We start from the raw sequence: 16,416 nt of genomic DNA on the forward strand, positions 1-16,416 counted from the left end.
CCGCGCACGCCTGCGCAAGCACCGCGAATACGGGTACATCACCCCGCTCGAAACCCGAGCCAGGCTCCGACAAGACTTCACCCCCGCAGCGTAGAAACCCGCTGTCCAAGAACAGGGGGGAACTTCATAATTGAGGATGTGGTTCTGCTGGGCCCACTCCTGGTCCTCTTGGGGGTTGTCGCCAGGGCCGATGGGGCGCAGTCCGGTGGGGTCGCTGAGGGTAACGGGGTTGTTGGCTGCGTAGGTGTAGCCGTTGAGTTCCTGGGGGCTGGTGGCTTCGAGGAGTGGGTCGAGGCTGATGAAGCGGCCTGTGGTGGGGTCGTATTGGCGGGCACCGATGATGGTGAGTTTGGTGCTGGAGTCGTTGGGGGCGTTGAGGAAGCCGCGGTTGTCGATCCACGTGGTGGCAGTTCCGCGGGGCGCACCGTACGGGGTGAACTGCCGCCAGGTCGGAGTCTGTGCGGTCGAGTCGAGGAACAGGCCAGAACTGCCGTGCGGGTCGGTGACTTCGAACTGGAAGGTGCTGCTGCCGGTACGTACCGCTGTGCCGCCGCCAGGCAGGGGTAGTAGCGGGTTCCGGTGACGGAGAGGGCGAGTTGTTCGCCGGGGAGGTAGAGGGTGGTGGTGCCGGGGTCTTTTTGGAGTAGAAGGCTGCCGTCAGCGTTGTAGACGTAGTGGCTGTCGCCTGCTGTGCCACCGGTTATCGCGGTGAGTCGACCGTTGTCGCTCCAGGTGAGGTTCTGTGTACCCGCGGCGGGTGTGGTGCGGGTGGTGGTGTTGCCGTCGGCGTCGTAACTGGCGCTGGTCGACACCGTGGTGCCGCCGGTGGTGTTAGTGGCGGTGAGAGTGTGGGGTTGACCGGCGTTGTTGCCGTCGTAGGCGTAGGTGGTCGTGGTGTCGGTGCCACCGGTGGTGGAGTGGTCAACCTGCTGGGTTCGCAGCCCCTTCCCCAGAGGGTCGAAGCTCCAGGCGGTCCAGTAGGCGCTGGCGCTGTCCAGGTTGTCGCCGACGGTTGAGGAGTTTCCGGTGGTGGGGGTGGCGGCACAGGAGTCGGTGGCGGTCCAGGCTTGGGTGAGTCGGTCGAGGGTGTCGTACTGGTAGCACTGGGTTTCGCTGCTGGAGCTTGAGCCCAGGCGGGTGGATGCCTGATGGGTGAGGTTTCCGGCGAGGTCGTAGGTGTATGCCTGCTCGTCAACGTTGGTGGGGGTGGCGGTGGAGCGGGTGACGAGTTGGTCGGTGAGCCTGCTGGTGTGGATGTCGTAGGTGTTGGTGATCCACGCCTGGCTGCCGCTGACCGAGCCGAGAGTTTCCTGCTGTACACGGCCGTAGGCGTCGTGGACCACGCCGTTGGCGTAGCCGTTGGTGCCGCCGAGTACGTCGGGTAGGTCGAGTGCTCCGGCGTAGCCGTGGGTGACCGTTTCGGACGGCAGGCCGCCGCCGGAGGGGTAAACGTCCTTCAGTGGCAGGCCGGTGGTGGTGGAGTAGGTGTGCAGGAAGGTGTAGCTGGTGCCGAGGGTGGTGCCCTCGGTGCTGGAGGGGATGGTGACGGTCTCGCCGATGGATTCACCGAAGACGTTGAAGCCCTTGGCCTGGGTGGTGTAGGCGGCGCCGCCCGAGTAGGCGGTTTGCGTGGTGAGGTGGCCGATGGGGTACTTCATGCCGGAGACGACGTTGTTGGAGTTGTCGTAGGTCCAGGCGGAGAGTTGGTTGCTACTGGACTGTCCGCTGGTGGGTGCGTCGTATTCGGCGGTCTTTCGGCTCAAGGCGTCGTAGGTGTAGCTGATGGTCTTGCCGCGGGCGTCGGTCGCCTGGGTGAGGTTGCCGACCGCGTCGTACTGCAGCGTCGAGTTTCCGGCGTCCGGGTCGTTCTTGCCGGTGGCTTCGCCCAGCAGCTTGTAGGAGGTAGCCCACGTGCTGCCGCCTGCCGTGACGCTGTTCTGGTTGCCATGGCCGTCAAAGCCGTAGGTGGTGGCCTGGGTGGTGCCGCCGGAGACGGTCCAGATGCCGGTGAAGGTGTTGGAGGGGGTGTTGAGGGTGGGGGCGGCGGTGTATTCGTCGAGTTCGTTGGTGCGGCCGGTGGGGTCGGTGATCGTGGTCTTGGTGACGCCGCCGGTGGGTGGGATGACCGTGGTGCGGTCGCCGTTGTAGAGGGTCGTGGTGGCGGATACCACGACGTTGTCCTTCTCGGAGTTGTCCACCACCACGCGGCCGAGGCCGTCGTAGGTGTAGTAGTCCTGGTTCGGGACCTCGTCCTTGAGGTTGGCGGCGGAGACCAGTGCGGTGTTGGGGGTGGTGGCGGAGTCCCACCAGCCGTTGTATGTCGCCGTCTTCCAGCCGCGGGTGTCGTAGAAGGTGTCGGTGACCATCCGGCCGCCTTGCGCGGTGGGTGCCTGTGTCTGGCGGGGCCGCATCAGGGCGTCGGGTCGTTGTCCTGTCGTGCCGGCCGCGGGAGTGGTGTGGATGTCGATGCAGCCGAAGGGGTTGCCGCAGATCCCGGAGCACACCGTGGCGGTGGCGCGGGCAGCGTTTCCGAAGGGCAGCCTGGCGATACGGGTGAGGGACCGGCTCGCCGAGGTCTTCGCCGACAAGCCGTTCGCCGAGGCGTTCGGCGTGCGCGGTGCTCCGGGACTGTCTCCGGCTGTGTTATCGCTGGTCACGGTGTTGCAGTTCGCCGAGGACCTGACGGATCGGCAGGCCGCGGCGATGGCGGTACGGGCCATCGACTGGAAATACGCACTGGGGGTCGAGCTGGGCGACACCGGCTTCGACGCGAGCGTGCTCAGCAAGTTTCGTGCCCGGCTGGTCGGCCGTGGTCTGGAGCGTGTCGTCTTCGACCGGCTCTTGGAGCACTGCAAGGACGCCCAACTGATCGGTGCCGGGGGTAAACAGCGTACCGACTCCACGCACGTGATCAGCGCGGTTCGTGACCTGAACCGGCTGGAGCTGGCAGGGGAGAGCGTCCGGGCCGCCCTGGAGGCCCTGGCCGTGGCCGCCCCCACGTGGCTGGTCGGCCAGATCGACGTTGCGGAGTTCGCCCACCGCTACGGGCCACGCGTCAACGGCTGGACCCTGCCGTCATCGAAGACCAAACGCGACCGGCTCGCGGTGGTCTTCGCCCAGGACGGATACGCACTGTGCCGGGCCGCCTGGGCCGCCGACGCCCCGGTGTGGATCCGCGAGATCGAGGCCGTGCGGGTCCTGAGGCAGGTCCTCGTGCAGACCTACTACGTCCACACCACCGATACCCGGGGACGCGAGGTGATCAAGAAGCAGGAAGCCGACGACGAGGGCATCCCGCCCGGCCATCTGCGCCTGGCCTCACCGTATGACCCCGACGCCCGCTGGTCCGCCAAGGGCGACGAGGTGTTCTGGTGCGGCTACAAGGTCCACCTCACCGAAACCTGCCACGCTCCCACCCAAGCCCAAGCCGAAGCCCAAGCCGAGGCCGTCAAGAAGAGCGGTTCGGCACCGAATCTGATCACGGACGTGCACACCACCGAGGCGACCGTGCCGGATGTGAAGGCGACCGCCCCCATCCAGCAGCGTCTGGCCGAGCATGACCTCAAGCCCGCCGAGCACTACCTCGATGCCGGATACCCCTCCGCCGACCTGATCACCGCCGCCCGCAAGCAGCAGATCACCATGGTCACCCCGGTCCTGCTGGACCACTCACCCCAGGCCCGTGCCGCAGGCGGCTTCGACAAGACCGCCTTCACCATCGACTGGAAGGTCCGCCAGGTCCGCTGCCCCGCCGGTCACACCAACATGAACTGGAACCCCGTCAAGCAGCACGGCCAGGACGCGATCGTCGTCACCTTCAGCGTGCTGGCCTGCCGCCCCTGCCCCTTCCAGAACCAGTGCACCACCTCCAGGCTGGGGCGCCGCATGCTCACCCTGCGGCCGAGAGAACCGCGGTGGCCATGGCCCGAGGTGTGGTGCTCGTCCGCGGTTGTGAAGCGTCCTCGGTGAACGTCACGTCTCGGGCATGGTGCAGGGCCTTCGCACCCGGCGCCAATGGCCTGACCGTCGCAGTCACGGTCGTGGACTGCCCGAACAGCAGTCAACTCCCCCTGCACTCGGCCGACCGCTCGGGTGATCAACCGGACACGGCAGCGGGTGAGCCCATGGGTTGGTGCAGTAGCGCGCTTCAGTTGACGGAGCCGCACATGGACACTCCGACTGCGACGCCGGAATCGAGCCGGTGCCTCAACTGGACGGCGACGGCCCGGTGGTGTGAGGCGGCTATACGAAGGGGCCTTCGGTGATGAAGCGGCGGAGGTGGCGGGCGAAGGTCTGGGCGTCCCCGGGGGGCCAGGAGTTGAGGCTTGCGGCGATGTGGGCGGCCAGGCGCTCGCGTAGTTCGGCCACGGTGTGTTCTCCCTTGTCGGTGAGGACCAGTAGGGATGCGCGACGGTCGGTGGGGTCCGGTTCGCGGCGGATGAGTCCGGCGGCCTCCAGGCGGGAGGCGCGGCGCGTGACGCCGGACCGGTCGAGTCCGGCGTCCGGAGCCAGGTCGGCGGCGCTGCGAGGGCCGGTCCTGGCCAGTGCGCTGAGGATCGGGTAGGTCAGCTCGTCCACTGCCTTCCCCATGCCTTCGGTCAGGTGCTTGTGCAGCTGGGTGCGGGTGGTGCGTTTGAGCAGGATGCCCAGCGCATCGGCGATCTCGTGTCCTACCTCGTTCTCCATACCCACACAATAGCGTGCGCCGCGCACGCATCAGGTGCTACAGTCAAAGCGGAGCGTGCGCAACGCACGCACTTACTTGGTGTTCAACGTGAAAGGAATCCCCCATGAACCCCACTGGCGTCGCCGCCGCCCTCACCGACCTGATCTTCAACACCGACATCACCGTCGAAGAAGCCGCCGACCGCCACTTCACCCCCGGCTACCGGCAGCGCACGGACGGGCAGTGGGCCGACCGTGCCGGCTTCATCGAGCACATCGCCCACGTGCGCACACTCGTCGCCGAAGGCTCTGTCGAGGTCCACGACGAGCTCTACGACGGCACCAAGTACGCCGACCGCCACACGGTCAACATCACGAAGAAGGACGGCTCGACCGTGCGCACCGAGGTCTACGTGTTCGCCGACCTGGCAGCCGATGGCCGCTTCAGCCGCATAGAGGAGACCACGCTGATGCTCCAGGGCTCCGAAGCGGACCGCAACATCGGCAGCGCCCGCTGAGCTCGCCGCTCACCGTCCAGTGACGAACGCGGCCTGGACTTGGCATGTTTGACGACCAGGGCCTCGGCATGGCCGCTTGACGCCGGGTTCGTGAGGATCTGTCAGCTGGGCGAGATTCCAGGAACGAGACAGGCACGGGCTTCCAACTTTGGAGTACAACCCGATCCGCTGTTCCCAAGCGGCGCCTGCCTGCGGAAGCGACAGTACGGCGGTTACTGGGCCGCATCGACGGCGACGCGTTGGACCGGGCGGTGGGCCGCTGGCTGGCCGACCGGCGCACCAGCACCGACGGACGGCTGCGCGGGCTGGCGGTTGACGGCAAGAGCCTGCGCGGAGCGGCCCGGGCCAAGGGCCGGAAAATCCACCTCCTCGCCGCCTGCGACCACGTCCGCGGCCTGGTCCTGGCCCAGATCGACGTGGGTGAGAAGACCAACGAGATCACCTGCTTCCAGCCGCTGCTGGAGGTCCTCACCGATCTGACGGGCACAGTCGTAACCAGCGACGCGATGCACACCCAGCGCGAACATGCGGCGTACCTGCTCGGCCGCAACGCGCACTACATCGTGATCGTGAAAGGGAACCAGAAGAAGCTTCGCAAGCAGCTCAAGTCCCTTCCGTGGAAGCAGATTCCGCTGCAGTCACGCACCCGCGACGCCGGGCACGGCAGAGGCGAGATCCGCCGGATCAAGGTGTGCACAGTGAACAACCTGCTCTTCCCCGGGGCCCGCCGGGCCATCCAGCTCAAGCGCCGCCGGCTGGACCGCAAGACCGGCAGGATCAGCGTCAAGACCGTCTACGCCGCCACCAGCCTCACCGCCGAGCAGGCCACACCCGCCCAGCTCGCGAACCTGATCCGCGGCCACTGGAAGATCGAGACCCTGCACCACGTCCGAAACGTGACGTTCGCCGAGGACGCTTCACAACTGCCTACGGGCACCACACCTCGGGCCATGGCCACCTGGCGCAACCCCGCCATCGGCGCTCTCCGCCTGGCCGGCGGGACGAACATTGCCTCCGCACTGCGGCACAACGCCCGCGACAGCCGCCGACCGCTCGCACTCCTCGGGCTCACATGAACACGAACCGGGCATCACGACACTTCGCCTAAGCCCTGCCTGGGCACCCCTGGCCGACCTATCCGAAACCGATGACGTGTACGTGGTCGAGGTCGGACTGCCTGACGTCCAGCGCGAGGACATCGATGTCGAGATGAACGAGCGGGAACTCGTCACCAGCGGCGAGCTCAAGGAGACCGTACGCAAAGGCGTGCCGGACGGTGGCGGCAGCGATCGCGTGGTACGTGCGCGCCGCCGGAGTGCGGACTCGCCGCGCGCCGGGCGCCCGTTTGCCAGTCGGGCTCGCGGGGCGTTTGCTGGGAAGATCCGGAGCCTTACGTGTTCTGAGGCGAAGACCACGCTCACGACCAGGTCATCGCGGCCACGCATCGTAGTCACTCCAGGTGAGGCGGGGGCCTAACGGCGAGGAGCAGCAGAGATGATCACACAGGAGACGGTCGACAGGCTCATCCGGTTCGAAGGGCACGGAATCCCGGTGGTCTCGGTCTACGCGCGGGCCGACGTGGGTCCGGTCGGCCGCAGGGACTTCCGCACACGTGTGAACGAGCTGTTGGACCAGATCCGTCCGACGGCCGATGACACCAAGCTCGACCACGACGCGCGGATGTCGCTGCGTGACGACGTCGCACGGATCGCGGAGGTGGCCGAGCGGGAGCCCATCAAGCCTGGGACGGCCGCGTTCCTCTCGTGCAGCGCCCGGGGCCTCTTCGAGGAGGTCTCGCTGCCCCGCCCGGTGCACGACCGGGTCCACATCGACGCGACACCGTGGATCCGCCCGTTGGCCGCGGTGCTGGATGAGTACCACCGCACCTGCGCCGTGTGGATCGACAAGGCATGGGCGCGGGTGTGGGAGCTCTATATGGACGAGATGCACGAAATCGGGTCCTTCCGTGACCGGACCATACGGAAGACGGCCTACGCCTCCCCGTTCGAGGAATGGCATGTCCGCAACAAGTCCGACGAGCTCAGCAAGAAGCACTTCCGGCGGGCGGCGGGTCACCTGGCCGACCTGTTCCGCGGCAGGGGGTTCGATCTCCTCGTCATCGGCGGCCACCCGCACGAGGTGGCCGTCTTCACGGAGTTCCTTCCTCGCGAGCTACGCGAGCGGATCGCAGGCACCTTCACCATCGACCCCGAATCCGCCACCCCGGCTGACCTCCGCAAGAGCGTCGACGCCATCGTGCACAACTACGAGCAGGAGGAGCAGCGCCGCCTCGTCGACGAGGTGGTGGGGGCCGCGGCGGCCGGAAAACCGGCCGTGGTCGGGTTGCGCCCCTGCCTGTGGGCGGGCTCAGTCGCCGCGGTGCAGACGCTGTTCGTGCACGACGAGGAGGTGACGCCGGGGGTGGTCTGCGACCGGGATGGCTGGCTGGCCCTCGAGGGCGAGACCTGCCCGCTCTGCGGCGAGTCGACGCGGCACACCCCGGATGTCATCGACGAACTCGTGACGACGGTGATCGACGAGAGCGGCACGGTCAAGCACGTGAAGACCGAGACCCCGTTGCAGGAGCACATCGCCGCCGCTTCGCTGCGCTTCCCACTACCGCCCGCGCCTGAGTCCCAGCGCTGAGATCCGGCCTTGACCGTGAGACGTCCACCGATAAGCGCGACGCCTCCTGACACACAGGCCGCGTGGTGATGAGGCACTCGGTGCCGAGCAGGGCCCGATGCCGGCGATGGTCTCGATCGCCTCGGCCCGTTCGTCTTGGCCATGTCGCTCACGGTCCTGACCGTGTCGGTCACGCCCCCCGAGGAAGCCGAGGTGCGCCTCGCGGCTATCGTTCTGCGATGAGCGAGAACGGCGATCCCGACGATGCCGCGCTGCTGGCGCAACTGGACGTCACCGCCGAACGGGCCGATGCCTGGCGCCGGTTGCTGGCCGTCGCCGACGAGTTCGCAGCCCTGCCGCACGACGAGGAGGACATCCGCTGGAAGCAGACGGAACGGCGGGCGGACGGTGTCATGGTGGGCGGCTACCCGGACTATGCCGAGCGGGTGGAGCGGGCCTGTCGCGCGCTGGCCGAAGTGGGCGCGGTCACGCCCGCCTACCACTGGATGCGGCAGCGCCCTCGTGCAGTGCCGGACGGCGGGCAACTCGCCCCGGCCGAAGCGGTCCGCCTGGCCACGGCCATCGTGCGGGGAGAGCGGTTCGGCTACGGAACCATCGGCCAGGCGGTGGAGAGCGGAACACTCCAGGCGGTGGCGGCCTCCCTGTCCGCCTGGTACCGGGGTCGGTCAAACGGGTAGCGCGCAGCGCGGGACCGGCCTCACGCGCTCGCCATCAGATCGGCCAGCGGAAACGCCATCACGTCCTCCGGTGGGCGTGACAGGTGCAGCGAGGCGTGGAAGTAGCCGTCCGTCTCCTTCCCGTACGGGTCCTCGCCGCCCGCGGTCACCGCATGGACGGCGTATTGCTGTTCGTCCGCGTCGGTGAAGCGTCGTTGCGGGAAGGTGTGCGCGGTGGCCTTCTCGGTGACCAGGCCGTAAGAGGCCAGGCAGGCCGCGATGGACGTGTAGGAACTGGTGCGCAACACCAGGGCGGCAACCCACACCGGTTCATGGGCACAGGCCAGGAGCGGCTGGAAAGTGCGCGGGGACAGGAAGGTGCTCCCTCCGGTGATCGTGATCAGGCGGGTGTGCTGCACGGCGCGGAGCAGCGACGGGGAAGGTGGCAAGGTTTCGAGATTCTCGGCGAAGCCTTCCGCCAGCAGGCCGACCGCGCGTGCGTAGGAGATGGCGTTCGTGGCCGCGTCGAGCCCGATGACCCGGGCCGCGTCATGGCGTCTACGAGCCGCGTAGTAGTTGCGGTCCCACTCGATCAGCTCGGCTGTGGTGAGCGCGGTGGCCTGTGGCGATGTGTAATGCGCGTAGAGCTCGTCCAGCGTCACCTCATGGTTGAGGAGCGCGGCGTTGATGCCGTACGAGCAGCAGATGTCCAGCACTGTTTCCGGTTCTGCCGCACGGCCCTGCTGTCCGCGGGCCGTGAGCGCCCGACGGAAGATGCCCTGTCCGTGGTGCGGCGCCTGGTACTCCAGTGGGCCCAACGCCCGGAAATACGCCCGAGGATCCGGCTGATCGTAGATGTGGTCGAACGGCGTCATGCCATCCGGGACAGGGGTCCCCAACGTCTGCCCATCTCCGGCAGCCGGTGCCCCCATGCCCGTGTTCCGCACACCGCTCATCCGGGTTCTCCTCACGACGCTCGGGATTCGGTGGCCCTTCAGAGTCAGTGACTCCACTGCGGTAGGGGAAGCGTACGGGAACGAGATGGGAAGAAACCAGCCACACACCGCGGCAGGCCAGCTGAAAATCACGGACGTCGTCCCAGAACTCGACCTGAGTGGTTTTCAGCCAGACTGTTCTGTCGCGTCATTGGACTCGTTTGGGCAATGTCGGTTGATTCATCCGACAGGTGCGGGTGGGCTCACGCAGACAGCGTATTCAGTGGCTTCGCTCAGTCTTCGAAACCATATTCGGCCGGGATCTTGTTGATTCGGTTGCGTTGTCCGCCGAGTAGAAGCCGACGAGGAACGCTCTGATCCCACCGCTGTCCTCCACCACCAGGCTGGTGCTGGAGAAGAACTGCAAGTACAGCTTCGGCAGCAGCAGGGACAACTCGCGGGCCTGATCAGGGGGGCGTGAGTCACTCCACCACTTCCGCACGCACCCGACGATCGTACGGTGATCGGAGACGCGGGCCTGGCGCACCTCGGGCATGCGGTTCCCTTCCGGATCTGTCTCCTGGGACTGGCGCCTCTGGCAGGGCCAGCTCCGAGAGAAATGCTCACAAGGCGAGCGGTGCTGACAGCATCCTCCTCTTCTGGATCGGCGTGCTGGCGGAACTGGGGGCCGTCAAGTCCGCCAGGGACAAGGGGCGGTTTGCTGTCGGCGGGCGAATGGGCTTGAGTCTCCTGTTGGGGGAGACGCGAGGGTGGGGGTATGGACGGCGACACGCTCTACTCGATCGGTGATCTGGCTCGGCGGACCGGGCTGACGGTCAAGACCATTCGGTTCTATTCCGACTGCGGGATCGTGCCGCCAACTGACCGGAGCCCGGCTGGCTACCGCCGCTACGGCATCGACGCCGTCGCGCAGTTGGATCTCGTACGGACGCTTCGCGACCTCGGGCTGGACCTTCCCACGATCCGGAAGGTCGTGGACCAGGAGATCTCGCTTCCCGAAGTCGCCGCGGCGCACGCCGAAGCACTGTCGGTGCAGATCCGAATGCTGCGCCTGCGGCGCGCGGTGTTGACGGCGGTCGCCAAACGCGGGTCTACCCCTGAGGAGATGGATCTCATGCACAAACTGGCCAAGCTCTCCGAGGACGAACGCCGCCGTCTGATCGACGATTTCCTTGACAGTGCCTTTGACGGCCTGGACGTCCACCCCGAATTCCCGGCGATCAGGCGGTCATTGACACCCGAGCTGCCCGACAACCCCGAGCCCGAACAGGTCGAAGCGTGGGCGGAGTTGGCCGAACTCTCCCAGGATCCGGGATTTCGCGCCAGCATGCGGCGGATGGCCGAGGGGCACGCGGCCGAGCGTGCCCACGGTGACACCGTGTGCCTGCGCCGCGACCCGGCCGCAGTGGTCCGTGAGCAGGTCGGCCCAGCTACGGCGGCCGGGATCGACCCGGCGTCACCCCAGGCAGATCGGGTCGTCGCAACGGTGACGGACCGCTGCGCGCGGCTGCTGGACCGCCCCGACGACGTAGGCCTACACCGCTGGCTGTTGACCCGGCTGGAGACCGCGAACGACCCTCGCAGGGAGCGGTACGTTCAGCGACTCGCGGTGATCAACGGCTGGCCTGCCCCGGAAAGCCTGGCGCCGATGCTCGACTGGTTCATCCAAGCCCTGCACGCCCGGGAGGCGAGTTGGCGAGCGGGGTGCGATGGGTCGCTGCCTCGTACGATTCGTCAGTGAGCCGGGCAGAATCGCGGTCATGGGTCTGCGTTTTGACACGCCGAGCGTCCCAGCCAGATGGCCGGATATGCCGCTGCCGTATGGGGTTTCGTGTCCGCGGTTCCGAGCTTCTACTGGGCGATGGGCGGTTTGGCCGGGGCCGCGTCCACGATTTCACCATCACTGGTCAAGCTGGCGCAGGACCGCAATCCCGGCTTCGTCGCGGTGTTGTGGTTGACCGGTGTGCTCAAAGTCGTCGGCGGCGTGGTTCGTGGCCGCAGGCATCGCCGTCATGATCGCCGCACGGGCCCACCTCAGCGGGGTGGCGGATCGCCGGGACGCCAGAATCGCGGGCCTGCTCGGCGGTTGTGGCGCGCTGGCCGTGTCGGCCACAGCCCTGACAGCAGGGGATCGGCTATCCCGTCTGAGTCCGCTAGCGGTCCAACTCGTCCCCCTGAGGCGTATCTCCGCTGTCGCTACCAAGTCGTCAGCCGACGAAGGTCGCAGGCTCGCGATCCTTCCAGGGCACTGCCTGCTCCAGCTGTGCGGCCGTCCGCAGCAGCAGGTCCTCCCTGCCGAGGGCGGCGACGAGTTGCACCCCGATCGGCAGCCCTTCACGGCTCTGCCCGAGCGGCAGGCTGATCGCGGGGTTTCCGGAGACGTTGAACGCGGCGGTGAACGGGCCGTACTCGAAGATGCGCCGCAGCCAGGAACGCACCGTGTGGCGGGGGTCGTCGTAGTCCAGTGTGCCGTGCGGTGCCGGGAGCTGCGCGAGTGTCGGTGTCACGAGCAGGTCATGGTCGGTCAAGAACCGGCCGACGGGGCGGGTCACCCGGTGTTGGGCATCGGCCGCGGCCATGACGTCGAGTGCGGTGAACGCCTCGGTCTCGATGAGAACCTGCCGTGACACGGCTTCGAGCAGGGACGGGTCGGGTCGGCGTGGTGCGGTGAGCAGCGCCGCTCCCGTCGCGACCGCGGCGAGCATGGATGCCTCGACGAGTGCGTCGGCATCGACAGCCGGATGGGCCTCGGCCACGTCGTGCCCGATCCACTCCAGCACCTGGCCGACGGCGACGGTGGCCTGGGCGACCTGTGGGTCGACCGGCGTGCCCGACCACGCAGTGGTCATGAGTGCGACGCGCAGGCGGTCTGGGCGGGTACACAGTTCCTCGGTGTATCGACGGGTCGGTGGCGGCGCGATGTACTTGTCGCCGACGGTCGGCGCGCAGACCGCGTCGAGGAGGTGTGCGGTGTCGCGGACGGTCCGGGTGAGCGCGAACTCGACGATCTGTCCGAACCCGGTCTCGCCGGTGAGGGGGCCGCAGGGGGTACGGCCGCGGCTCGGCTTGAGGCCGACCAGCCCGCAGCACGCGGCCGGAATCCGTACCGACCCGGCCCCGTCGTTGCCGTGGGCGAGCGGCACGGCCCCGGCGGCGACGAGTGCGGCCGAGCCGCCGCTCGACCCGCCGACGCCCCGTGTGAGGTCCCAGGGGTTGCGAGTCCGCCCGTACCGCACGGGCTCGGTCGAGAAGCTGAGACCGAACTCCGGGGCTGTGCTCTGGCCCAAGGCCACCAGACCGGCGGTACGAAAGCGTGACATCAGGTCATGGTCGACCCGCGCCGCGGCGCCCCGGATGCTGCGACTGCCGAGCGCGAACGGTACTCCTCGCGCGAACGGCCCACTGTCCTTGATCACGAAAGGCACGCCGGCCAGTGGCCCCTGCGGCTCGTGGGCAAGCGCGGTTTCGAACAGCGGCTGTGCGAGTGCGTTGAGGTCGGCGTCGGCCTCTTCCAGCGCCCGTCGGGCAACCGCCTCGACCTCCGCGGCGCTCACCTCATTTGCCTGGATCAACTCACTCAGGCCGACCGCATCAAGATGTGCGTACTCGTGCGCTTCCAACGGTCCCCACCCTCGTGACTGATCGCCACCAGCCTGGCACACCGTTCCGGAGGGGTGCCACGGCGTTTCCGTACGCCGCGCCGTCATACCCATTCGCCCATGCTCGACCGACGCGGCCTGCCCGATTGGCAACAGCCGTGTGGGTCCGGCGGGTATCTCCGGCCGAAGGGGTAGTTTGACCACTACGGGTGTCTCCCCGACGGGAGCCCGGGAAGGCAACTGTCGAAGCCGGACGGAACACTGCGGTCCGCGTGGCTTGCACGAGCTGACCAGTGGCCGGGAACCGTGGTTCCCTGCGATGGAGAAGGAGGTCCCATGGCCGGGCCGGCGCCCGTCAAATCACCGAGCGGGTTCGTCAGTTACGTCGAGTCGGTCCTCGGCGCGCTCGCGCGGGATCCGCAGCGGGTGGTCTTCACCACGGCCGAGGGCCGACAGGTCACAGCTGGCCCGTTTCGCGACAGCGTCTACCAACTGGCCCGGGAACTCGCCTCGCGCGGCATCCAACGTGGCAGCACGGTCGTGCTGCTCTCGGGCAACCGGCCAGAGGTCGTCGCCGCCCGGTACGCGGCGAACCTGCTCGGCGCCAGGATCGTCGCCCTGTACGAGGGCATGTCGGCCGAGACGCTGGCGCACATCGTCCAGAGCGTCGAGGCCGCTGTACTGCTCGTCGAGCCGCAGGCACAGGCGACCGCCGAGGAACTCCTCTCGCACACCCGGCCCGCCGCGGTACTGGCCCTCGGTCCGAGTCCGCTCGGCGACGATCTCCTGGCGTCCGCCGCACGCCGGGACGCCCAGCCGCTGGCAAGCGCGGCCCGGTCCGAGGACGACTGGTGCATCCGCCACACAGGAGGAACCACCGGCATCCCCAAGGGCATCCGCATGGCGCACGCCGGCTACGCGCACGCCCTGGGCACCCTCTCCTTCGACGCCGGGACGGCGCCCCGCTTCCTGGCCTGCTCGCCCCTCGCCCACCTCGCTGGACTCATCACCGACTCCACCCTGCTCGCCGGTGGGTCCGTCGTCCTGCACCGCGGCTTCGACCCGCACGAGGTGCTCACCGCCATCGAACGCGAACGCATCACCCACCTCTGGCTACTCCCACCACTGCTCTACCGGATCCTCGACCACCCCCAGGTGACCGGCACGGACCGCTCCAGCCTCCACAGGATCAGCTACGGCGGCTGCCCCGCGTCCCCGGCCCGGCTGCGCCAGGCAGTAGAGCGGTTCGGGCCGGTCCTGCACGGGGTCTACGGCCAGTCCGAGGCCGGTGGAATCACCCAACTGCTCCCCGAGGAACACACCCCGGCCCGGCTCGGCGGCCCGGTCGTGCCGGTCGGCCGGGCCCTGCCGGACGTCGAGATCGCCATCCGCGATGCGGCGGGCACCGCCCTGGCCCCGGGCCGGACGGGAGAGGTGACCGTCCGCAGCGGCCAGGCCATGACCGGCTACTGGAAACAGCCAGAACTCACCGCCGAAGTCCTGCGGGACGGTTGGGTCCACACCGGAGACGTCGGCTATCTGGACGACGAGGGCTATCTGTACCTCGTGGACCGCCTCAAAGACATGATCATCGTCGTCGGCGGCCATGTGTACCCGACCGAACTGGAAGAACTCCTCCTCACCCACCCCGACGTCGCCGCCTGCGCGGTATTCGGCGTCCGCCGCCAGGACGCCACCGAAGAAGTCCACGCCGCCGCCGTCCCCCGCCCCGGCCACACCGTCACCCCCGAACTGCTCCGCGGCTACGTCTGCGAACACAAGGGCCCGATGTACACGCCCAGTGCCATCCACGTGGTGGACGCCATTCCCCTCACTCCGATCGGAAAGCCGGACAAGAGCTGGCTAAAAGCCACCTACGCAAGGTAATTGACGCCCCATCAGAGCTACCGACTGCGGGCTACGGGCTACGGCAGGAGCGGCGCCACCCGTGATCAATGATGGTGGCACCATCGCCACCCACGTCCGGTCGGTCGTCAGTAGCCTCGCTGACGGTTGTCCTCGGCCGCCTCTTCGCGCCGTCCGATTCGCCTTTGTCGTTCTTCCGACAGCTCCCCCAACGCACCAGCCAGGGCAGTGAGCACTGCCGCCACCGCGTCGTCGACCGTGCTCGGGGAGTCTTCAGTCCGCCTGCCGTGGATTCCGACGTCCGCCGCAAGGGTGGCCAGGACAGGCTCGTCCGAGGTCCAGCGGTCCGTCGCCTGGCGGCGCGCGGGCGAATCGACCAGCGCCAGACGACTGGTCCGGAAGAGCATCCAGCGGCGACCTTGCTGCCGGGTGATCTGCCCGTCCGCCTCAAGGTCGGCCAGATAGGCCGCGGCCAGATTGCGACCTCTGCGCCACAGCCAATCGGCGACCGACTCATACGGCGCTTCTCGCACAAGCGACGACGCGGCCTCGGCCAGCAGACGATCGGGGATTACCAGCTGGCAGGTCGGCACGATGCGACCGCCGTCCAAGTGGATGGCTTGGGCATCCAAGAGATCGATCAACTCCGCTCCGGCGAGTGCCAGCGACAGATCACCTCGCTCCACCGGGCGATCGGACTCCATGTCCATGGAGACAATGAACAGGTCCCGCGGTGTGGTCATGAACGTTTCCACCTCAGGGGCGTTGACAGCGGCAGGGGCATCAGCAACCAGCTTGCCTCAGCGCGCCATGTGGTAGTCCGACGCCGCGGCTCTGGTTACCGGTACTCGTTCGCCGAGCCTGAAGTCCTCGACCTCGTTCCACAGGCTCGCGTCGTCGTCGACGATACGCCGGTCAGCGGACTGGAAGGTGCCGTCGCACACGGTGTCAGTGCTCCTTCCGCTTGGTACCTGCCTGCAGTAGAGGACCTGGAAGGTGTCCGGGGTCCCGGCCAGGCGCAAGGAGTACGCAATGCCGTAGGGGCGGGTGACAAGGAAGGCCAGAGCAAAGATCGTCAAAAGGCGTAGGCACCCTGTGGCAGCTGGCTGTCCATCCCGCACTGCAGTCCTGCGGGATCGGTACGTTCCTTGTTGAGGCCGCAGAGCTACGGATCAGGAGTCGCGGGCTGCGCCAAGCCGAGCTCGGCGTGGAGGAGAACAACCCGCGAGCGCGAGCGCTGTACGAACGGCTGGGCTACGTGGCGTACGACCGTCAATCCGACTCGTGGGACGAGGAAGCCCCGGACGGCTCGTTGCGTCGCTACGAAACGATGTGCACGCTGATGCGCAAGGAACTCTCGTAGATCGCCCTGGCCAGAGGAGTTGAAGTTCCCCCCTGTTCTTGGACAGCGGGTTTCTACGCTGCGGGGGTGAAGTCTTGTCGGAGCCTGGCTCGGGTTTCGAGCGGGGTGATGTACCCGTATTCGCGGTGCTTGCGCAGGCGTGCGCGG

At 67.8% G+C, this 16,416-nt stretch carries 14 protein-coding genes and 1 pseudogene; 8 read left to right on the forward strand and 7 right to left on the reverse strand.

Annotated elements, in window-relative coordinates; genetic code table 11:
• A partial coding sequence (locus P2L57_RS41030) for an RHS repeat-associated core domain-containing protein (RefSeq protein ID WP_372516091.1) occupies positions 1-561 on the reverse strand: 561 nt, incomplete at its 3' end.
• A gap of 1,899 nt (positions 562-2,460) precedes the next feature.
• On the opposite strand from P2L57_RS41030, the gene P2L57_RS39175 reads away from it, so the two are divergent.
• On the forward strand, positions 2,461-3,969 hold the full coding sequence (locus tag P2L57_RS39175; protein WP_275823252.1) for a transposase: 1,509 nt from the start codon (positions 2,461-2,463) through the stop codon (positions 3,967-3,969).
• 273 nt (positions 3,970-4,242) lie between these two features.
• Here P2L57_RS39175 and P2L57_RS39180 read toward each other — a convergent pair whose 3' ends face one another.
• Positions 4,243-4,686 (reverse strand): MarR family winged helix-turn-helix transcriptional regulator, encoded by a 444-nt coding sequence (locus P2L57_RS39180; protein WP_275811093.1) that lies wholly within the window; start codon positions 4,684-4,686, stop codon positions 4,243-4,245.
• A 104-nt stretch (positions 4,687-4,790) separates the two neighbouring features.
• On the opposite strand from P2L57_RS39180, the gene P2L57_RS39185 reads away from it, so the two are divergent.
• The 4 genes from P2L57_RS39185 to P2L57_RS39200 all read left to right on the forward strand — a co-directional run bounded on the left by P2L57_RS39185 (position 4,791) and on the right by P2L57_RS39200 (position 8,506).
• Positions 4,791-5,183: a nuclear transport factor 2 family protein gene (locus P2L57_RS39185; RefSeq protein ID WP_275823254.1), complete on the forward strand. Its 393-nt coding sequence runs from the start codon at positions 4,791-4,793 to the stop codon at positions 5,181-5,183.
• 239 nt (positions 5,184-5,422) lie between these two features.
• On the forward strand, positions 5,423-6,259 hold the full coding sequence (locus P2L57_RS39190; RefSeq protein WP_275823256.1) for an ISAs1 family transposase: 837 nt from the start codon (positions 5,423-5,425) through the stop codon (positions 6,257-6,259).
• A 418-nt stretch (positions 6,260-6,677) separates the two neighbouring features.
• Positions 6,678-7,829, forward strand: coding sequence for a baeRF10 domain-containing protein (locus P2L57_RS39195; protein ID WP_275823258.1), 1,152 nt, complete (start codon positions 6,678-6,680; stop codon positions 7,827-7,829).
• A 218-nt stretch (positions 7,830-8,047) separates the two neighbouring features.
• A complete protein-coding gene (locus tag P2L57_RS39200) occupies positions 8,048-8,506 on the forward strand; it encodes a DUF6508 domain-containing protein (RefSeq protein WP_275823261.1) in 459 nt (152 codons plus the stop codon).
• Positions 8,507-8,526: 20 nt separating this feature from the next.
• Here the strand turns inward: P2L57_RS39200 and P2L57_RS39205 are convergent, their stop codons facing one another.
• Both P2L57_RS39205 and P2L57_RS39210 read right to left on the reverse strand, forming a co-directional pair.
• Complete coding sequence (locus tag P2L57_RS39205; protein WP_308292567.1) at positions 8,527-9,441, reverse strand: hypothetical protein; 915 nt, start codon at positions 9,439-9,441, stop codon at positions 8,527-8,529.
• Between the two features lie 259 nt (positions 9,442-9,700).
• Entirely contained in the window at positions 9,701-9,976 is a 276-nt protein-coding gene (locus tag P2L57_RS39210) for a hypothetical protein (RefSeq protein WP_275823263.1), read from the reverse strand.
• A gap of 222 nt (positions 9,977-10,198) precedes the next feature.
• On the opposite strand from P2L57_RS39210, the gene P2L57_RS39215 reads away from it, so the two are divergent.
• Positions 10,199-11,182, forward strand: a complete 984-nt coding sequence (locus tag P2L57_RS39215; protein WP_275823265.1) for a MerR family transcriptional regulator — start codon at positions 10,199-10,201, stop codon at positions 11,180-11,182.
• 466 nt (positions 11,183-11,648) lie between these two features.
• On the opposite strand, the gene P2L57_RS39220 is transcribed toward P2L57_RS39215, so the two are convergent.
• Positions 11,649-12,995, reverse strand: a complete 1,347-nt coding sequence (locus P2L57_RS39220) for an amidase (RefSeq protein ID WP_275823267.1) — start codon at positions 12,993-12,995, stop codon at positions 11,649-11,651.
• A 381-nt stretch (positions 12,996-13,376) separates the two neighbouring features.
• On the opposite strand from P2L57_RS39220, the gene P2L57_RS39225 reads away from it, so the two are divergent.
• The gene (locus P2L57_RS39225) at positions 13,377-14,927 is read left to right on the forward strand and encodes an AMP-binding protein (protein WP_275823269.1); all 1,551 of its coding nucleotides are present in this window, start codon (positions 13,377-13,379) and stop codon (positions 14,925-14,927) included.
• A 107-nt stretch (positions 14,928-15,034) separates the two neighbouring features.
• On the opposite strand, the gene P2L57_RS39230 is transcribed toward P2L57_RS39225, so the two are convergent.
• Positions 15,035-15,649 carry a GOLPH3/VPS74 family protein gene (locus P2L57_RS39230; RefSeq protein ID WP_275823271.1) on the reverse strand — a complete coding sequence of 205 codons (615 nt, stop codon included), beginning with the start codon at positions 15,647-15,649 and terminating at the stop codon, positions 15,035-15,037.
• 57 nt (positions 15,650-15,706) lie between these two features.
• Positions 15,707-15,985, reverse strand: coding sequence for a hypothetical protein (locus P2L57_RS39235; protein ID WP_275823275.1), 279 nt, complete (start codon positions 15,983-15,985; stop codon positions 15,707-15,709).
• Here P2L57_RS39235 and P2L57_RS39240 point away from each other — a divergent pair.
• Positions 15,985-16,269: pseudogene (locus P2L57_RS39240) on the forward strand (GNAT family N-acetyltransferase); the annotation flags it as partial. The gene P2L57_RS39235 and the pseudogene P2L57_RS39240 overlap by 1 nt on opposite strands.
• Positions 16,270-16,416 lie beyond the last annotated feature (147 nt).

It is taken from the genome of Streptantibioticus ferralitis (genome assembly GCF_029223525.1).
GTDB classification, from domain to species: domain Bacteria; phylum Actinomycetota; class Actinomycetes; order Streptomycetales; family Streptomycetaceae; genus Streptantibioticus_A; species Streptantibioticus_A ferralitis.

Coding starts and splice junctions, on each gene's coding strand:
- P2L57_RS39175 (WP_275823252.1), top strand. CDS start 2,461: ATGTCGATGCAGCCGAAGGGGTTGCCGCAGATCCCGGAGCACACCGTG.
- P2L57_RS39180 (WP_275811093.1), bottom strand. CDS start 4,686: ATGGAGAACGAGGTAGGACACGAGATCGCCGATGCGCTGGGCATCCTG.
- P2L57_RS39185 (WP_275823254.1), top strand. CDS start 4,791: ATGAACCCCACTGGCGTCGCCGCCGCCCTCACCGACCTGATCTTCAAC.
- P2L57_RS39195 (WP_275823258.1), top strand. CDS start 6,678: ATGATCACACAGGAGACGGTCGACAGGCTCATCCGGTTCGAAGGGCAC.
- P2L57_RS39200 (WP_275823261.1), top strand. CDS start 8,048: ATGAGCGAGAACGGCGATCCCGACGATGCCGCGCTGCTGGCGCAACTG.
- P2L57_RS39205 (WP_308292567.1), bottom strand. CDS start 9,441: ATGAGCGGTGTGCGGAACACGGGCATGGGGGCACCGGCTGCCGGAGAT.
- P2L57_RS39210 (WP_275823263.1), bottom strand. CDS start 9,976: ATGCCCGAGGTGCGCCAGGCCCGCGTCTCCGATCACCGTACGATCGTC.
- P2L57_RS39215 (WP_275823265.1), top strand. CDS start 10,199: ATGGACGGCGACACGCTCTACTCGATCGGTGATCTGGCTCGGCGGACC.
- P2L57_RS39225 (WP_275823269.1), top strand. CDS start 13,377: ATGGCCGGGCCGGCGCCCGTCAAATCACCGAGCGGGTTCGTCAGTTAC.
- P2L57_RS39230 (WP_275823271.1), bottom strand. CDS start 15,649: ATGACCACACCGCGGGACCTGTTCATTGTCTCCATGGACATGGAGTCC.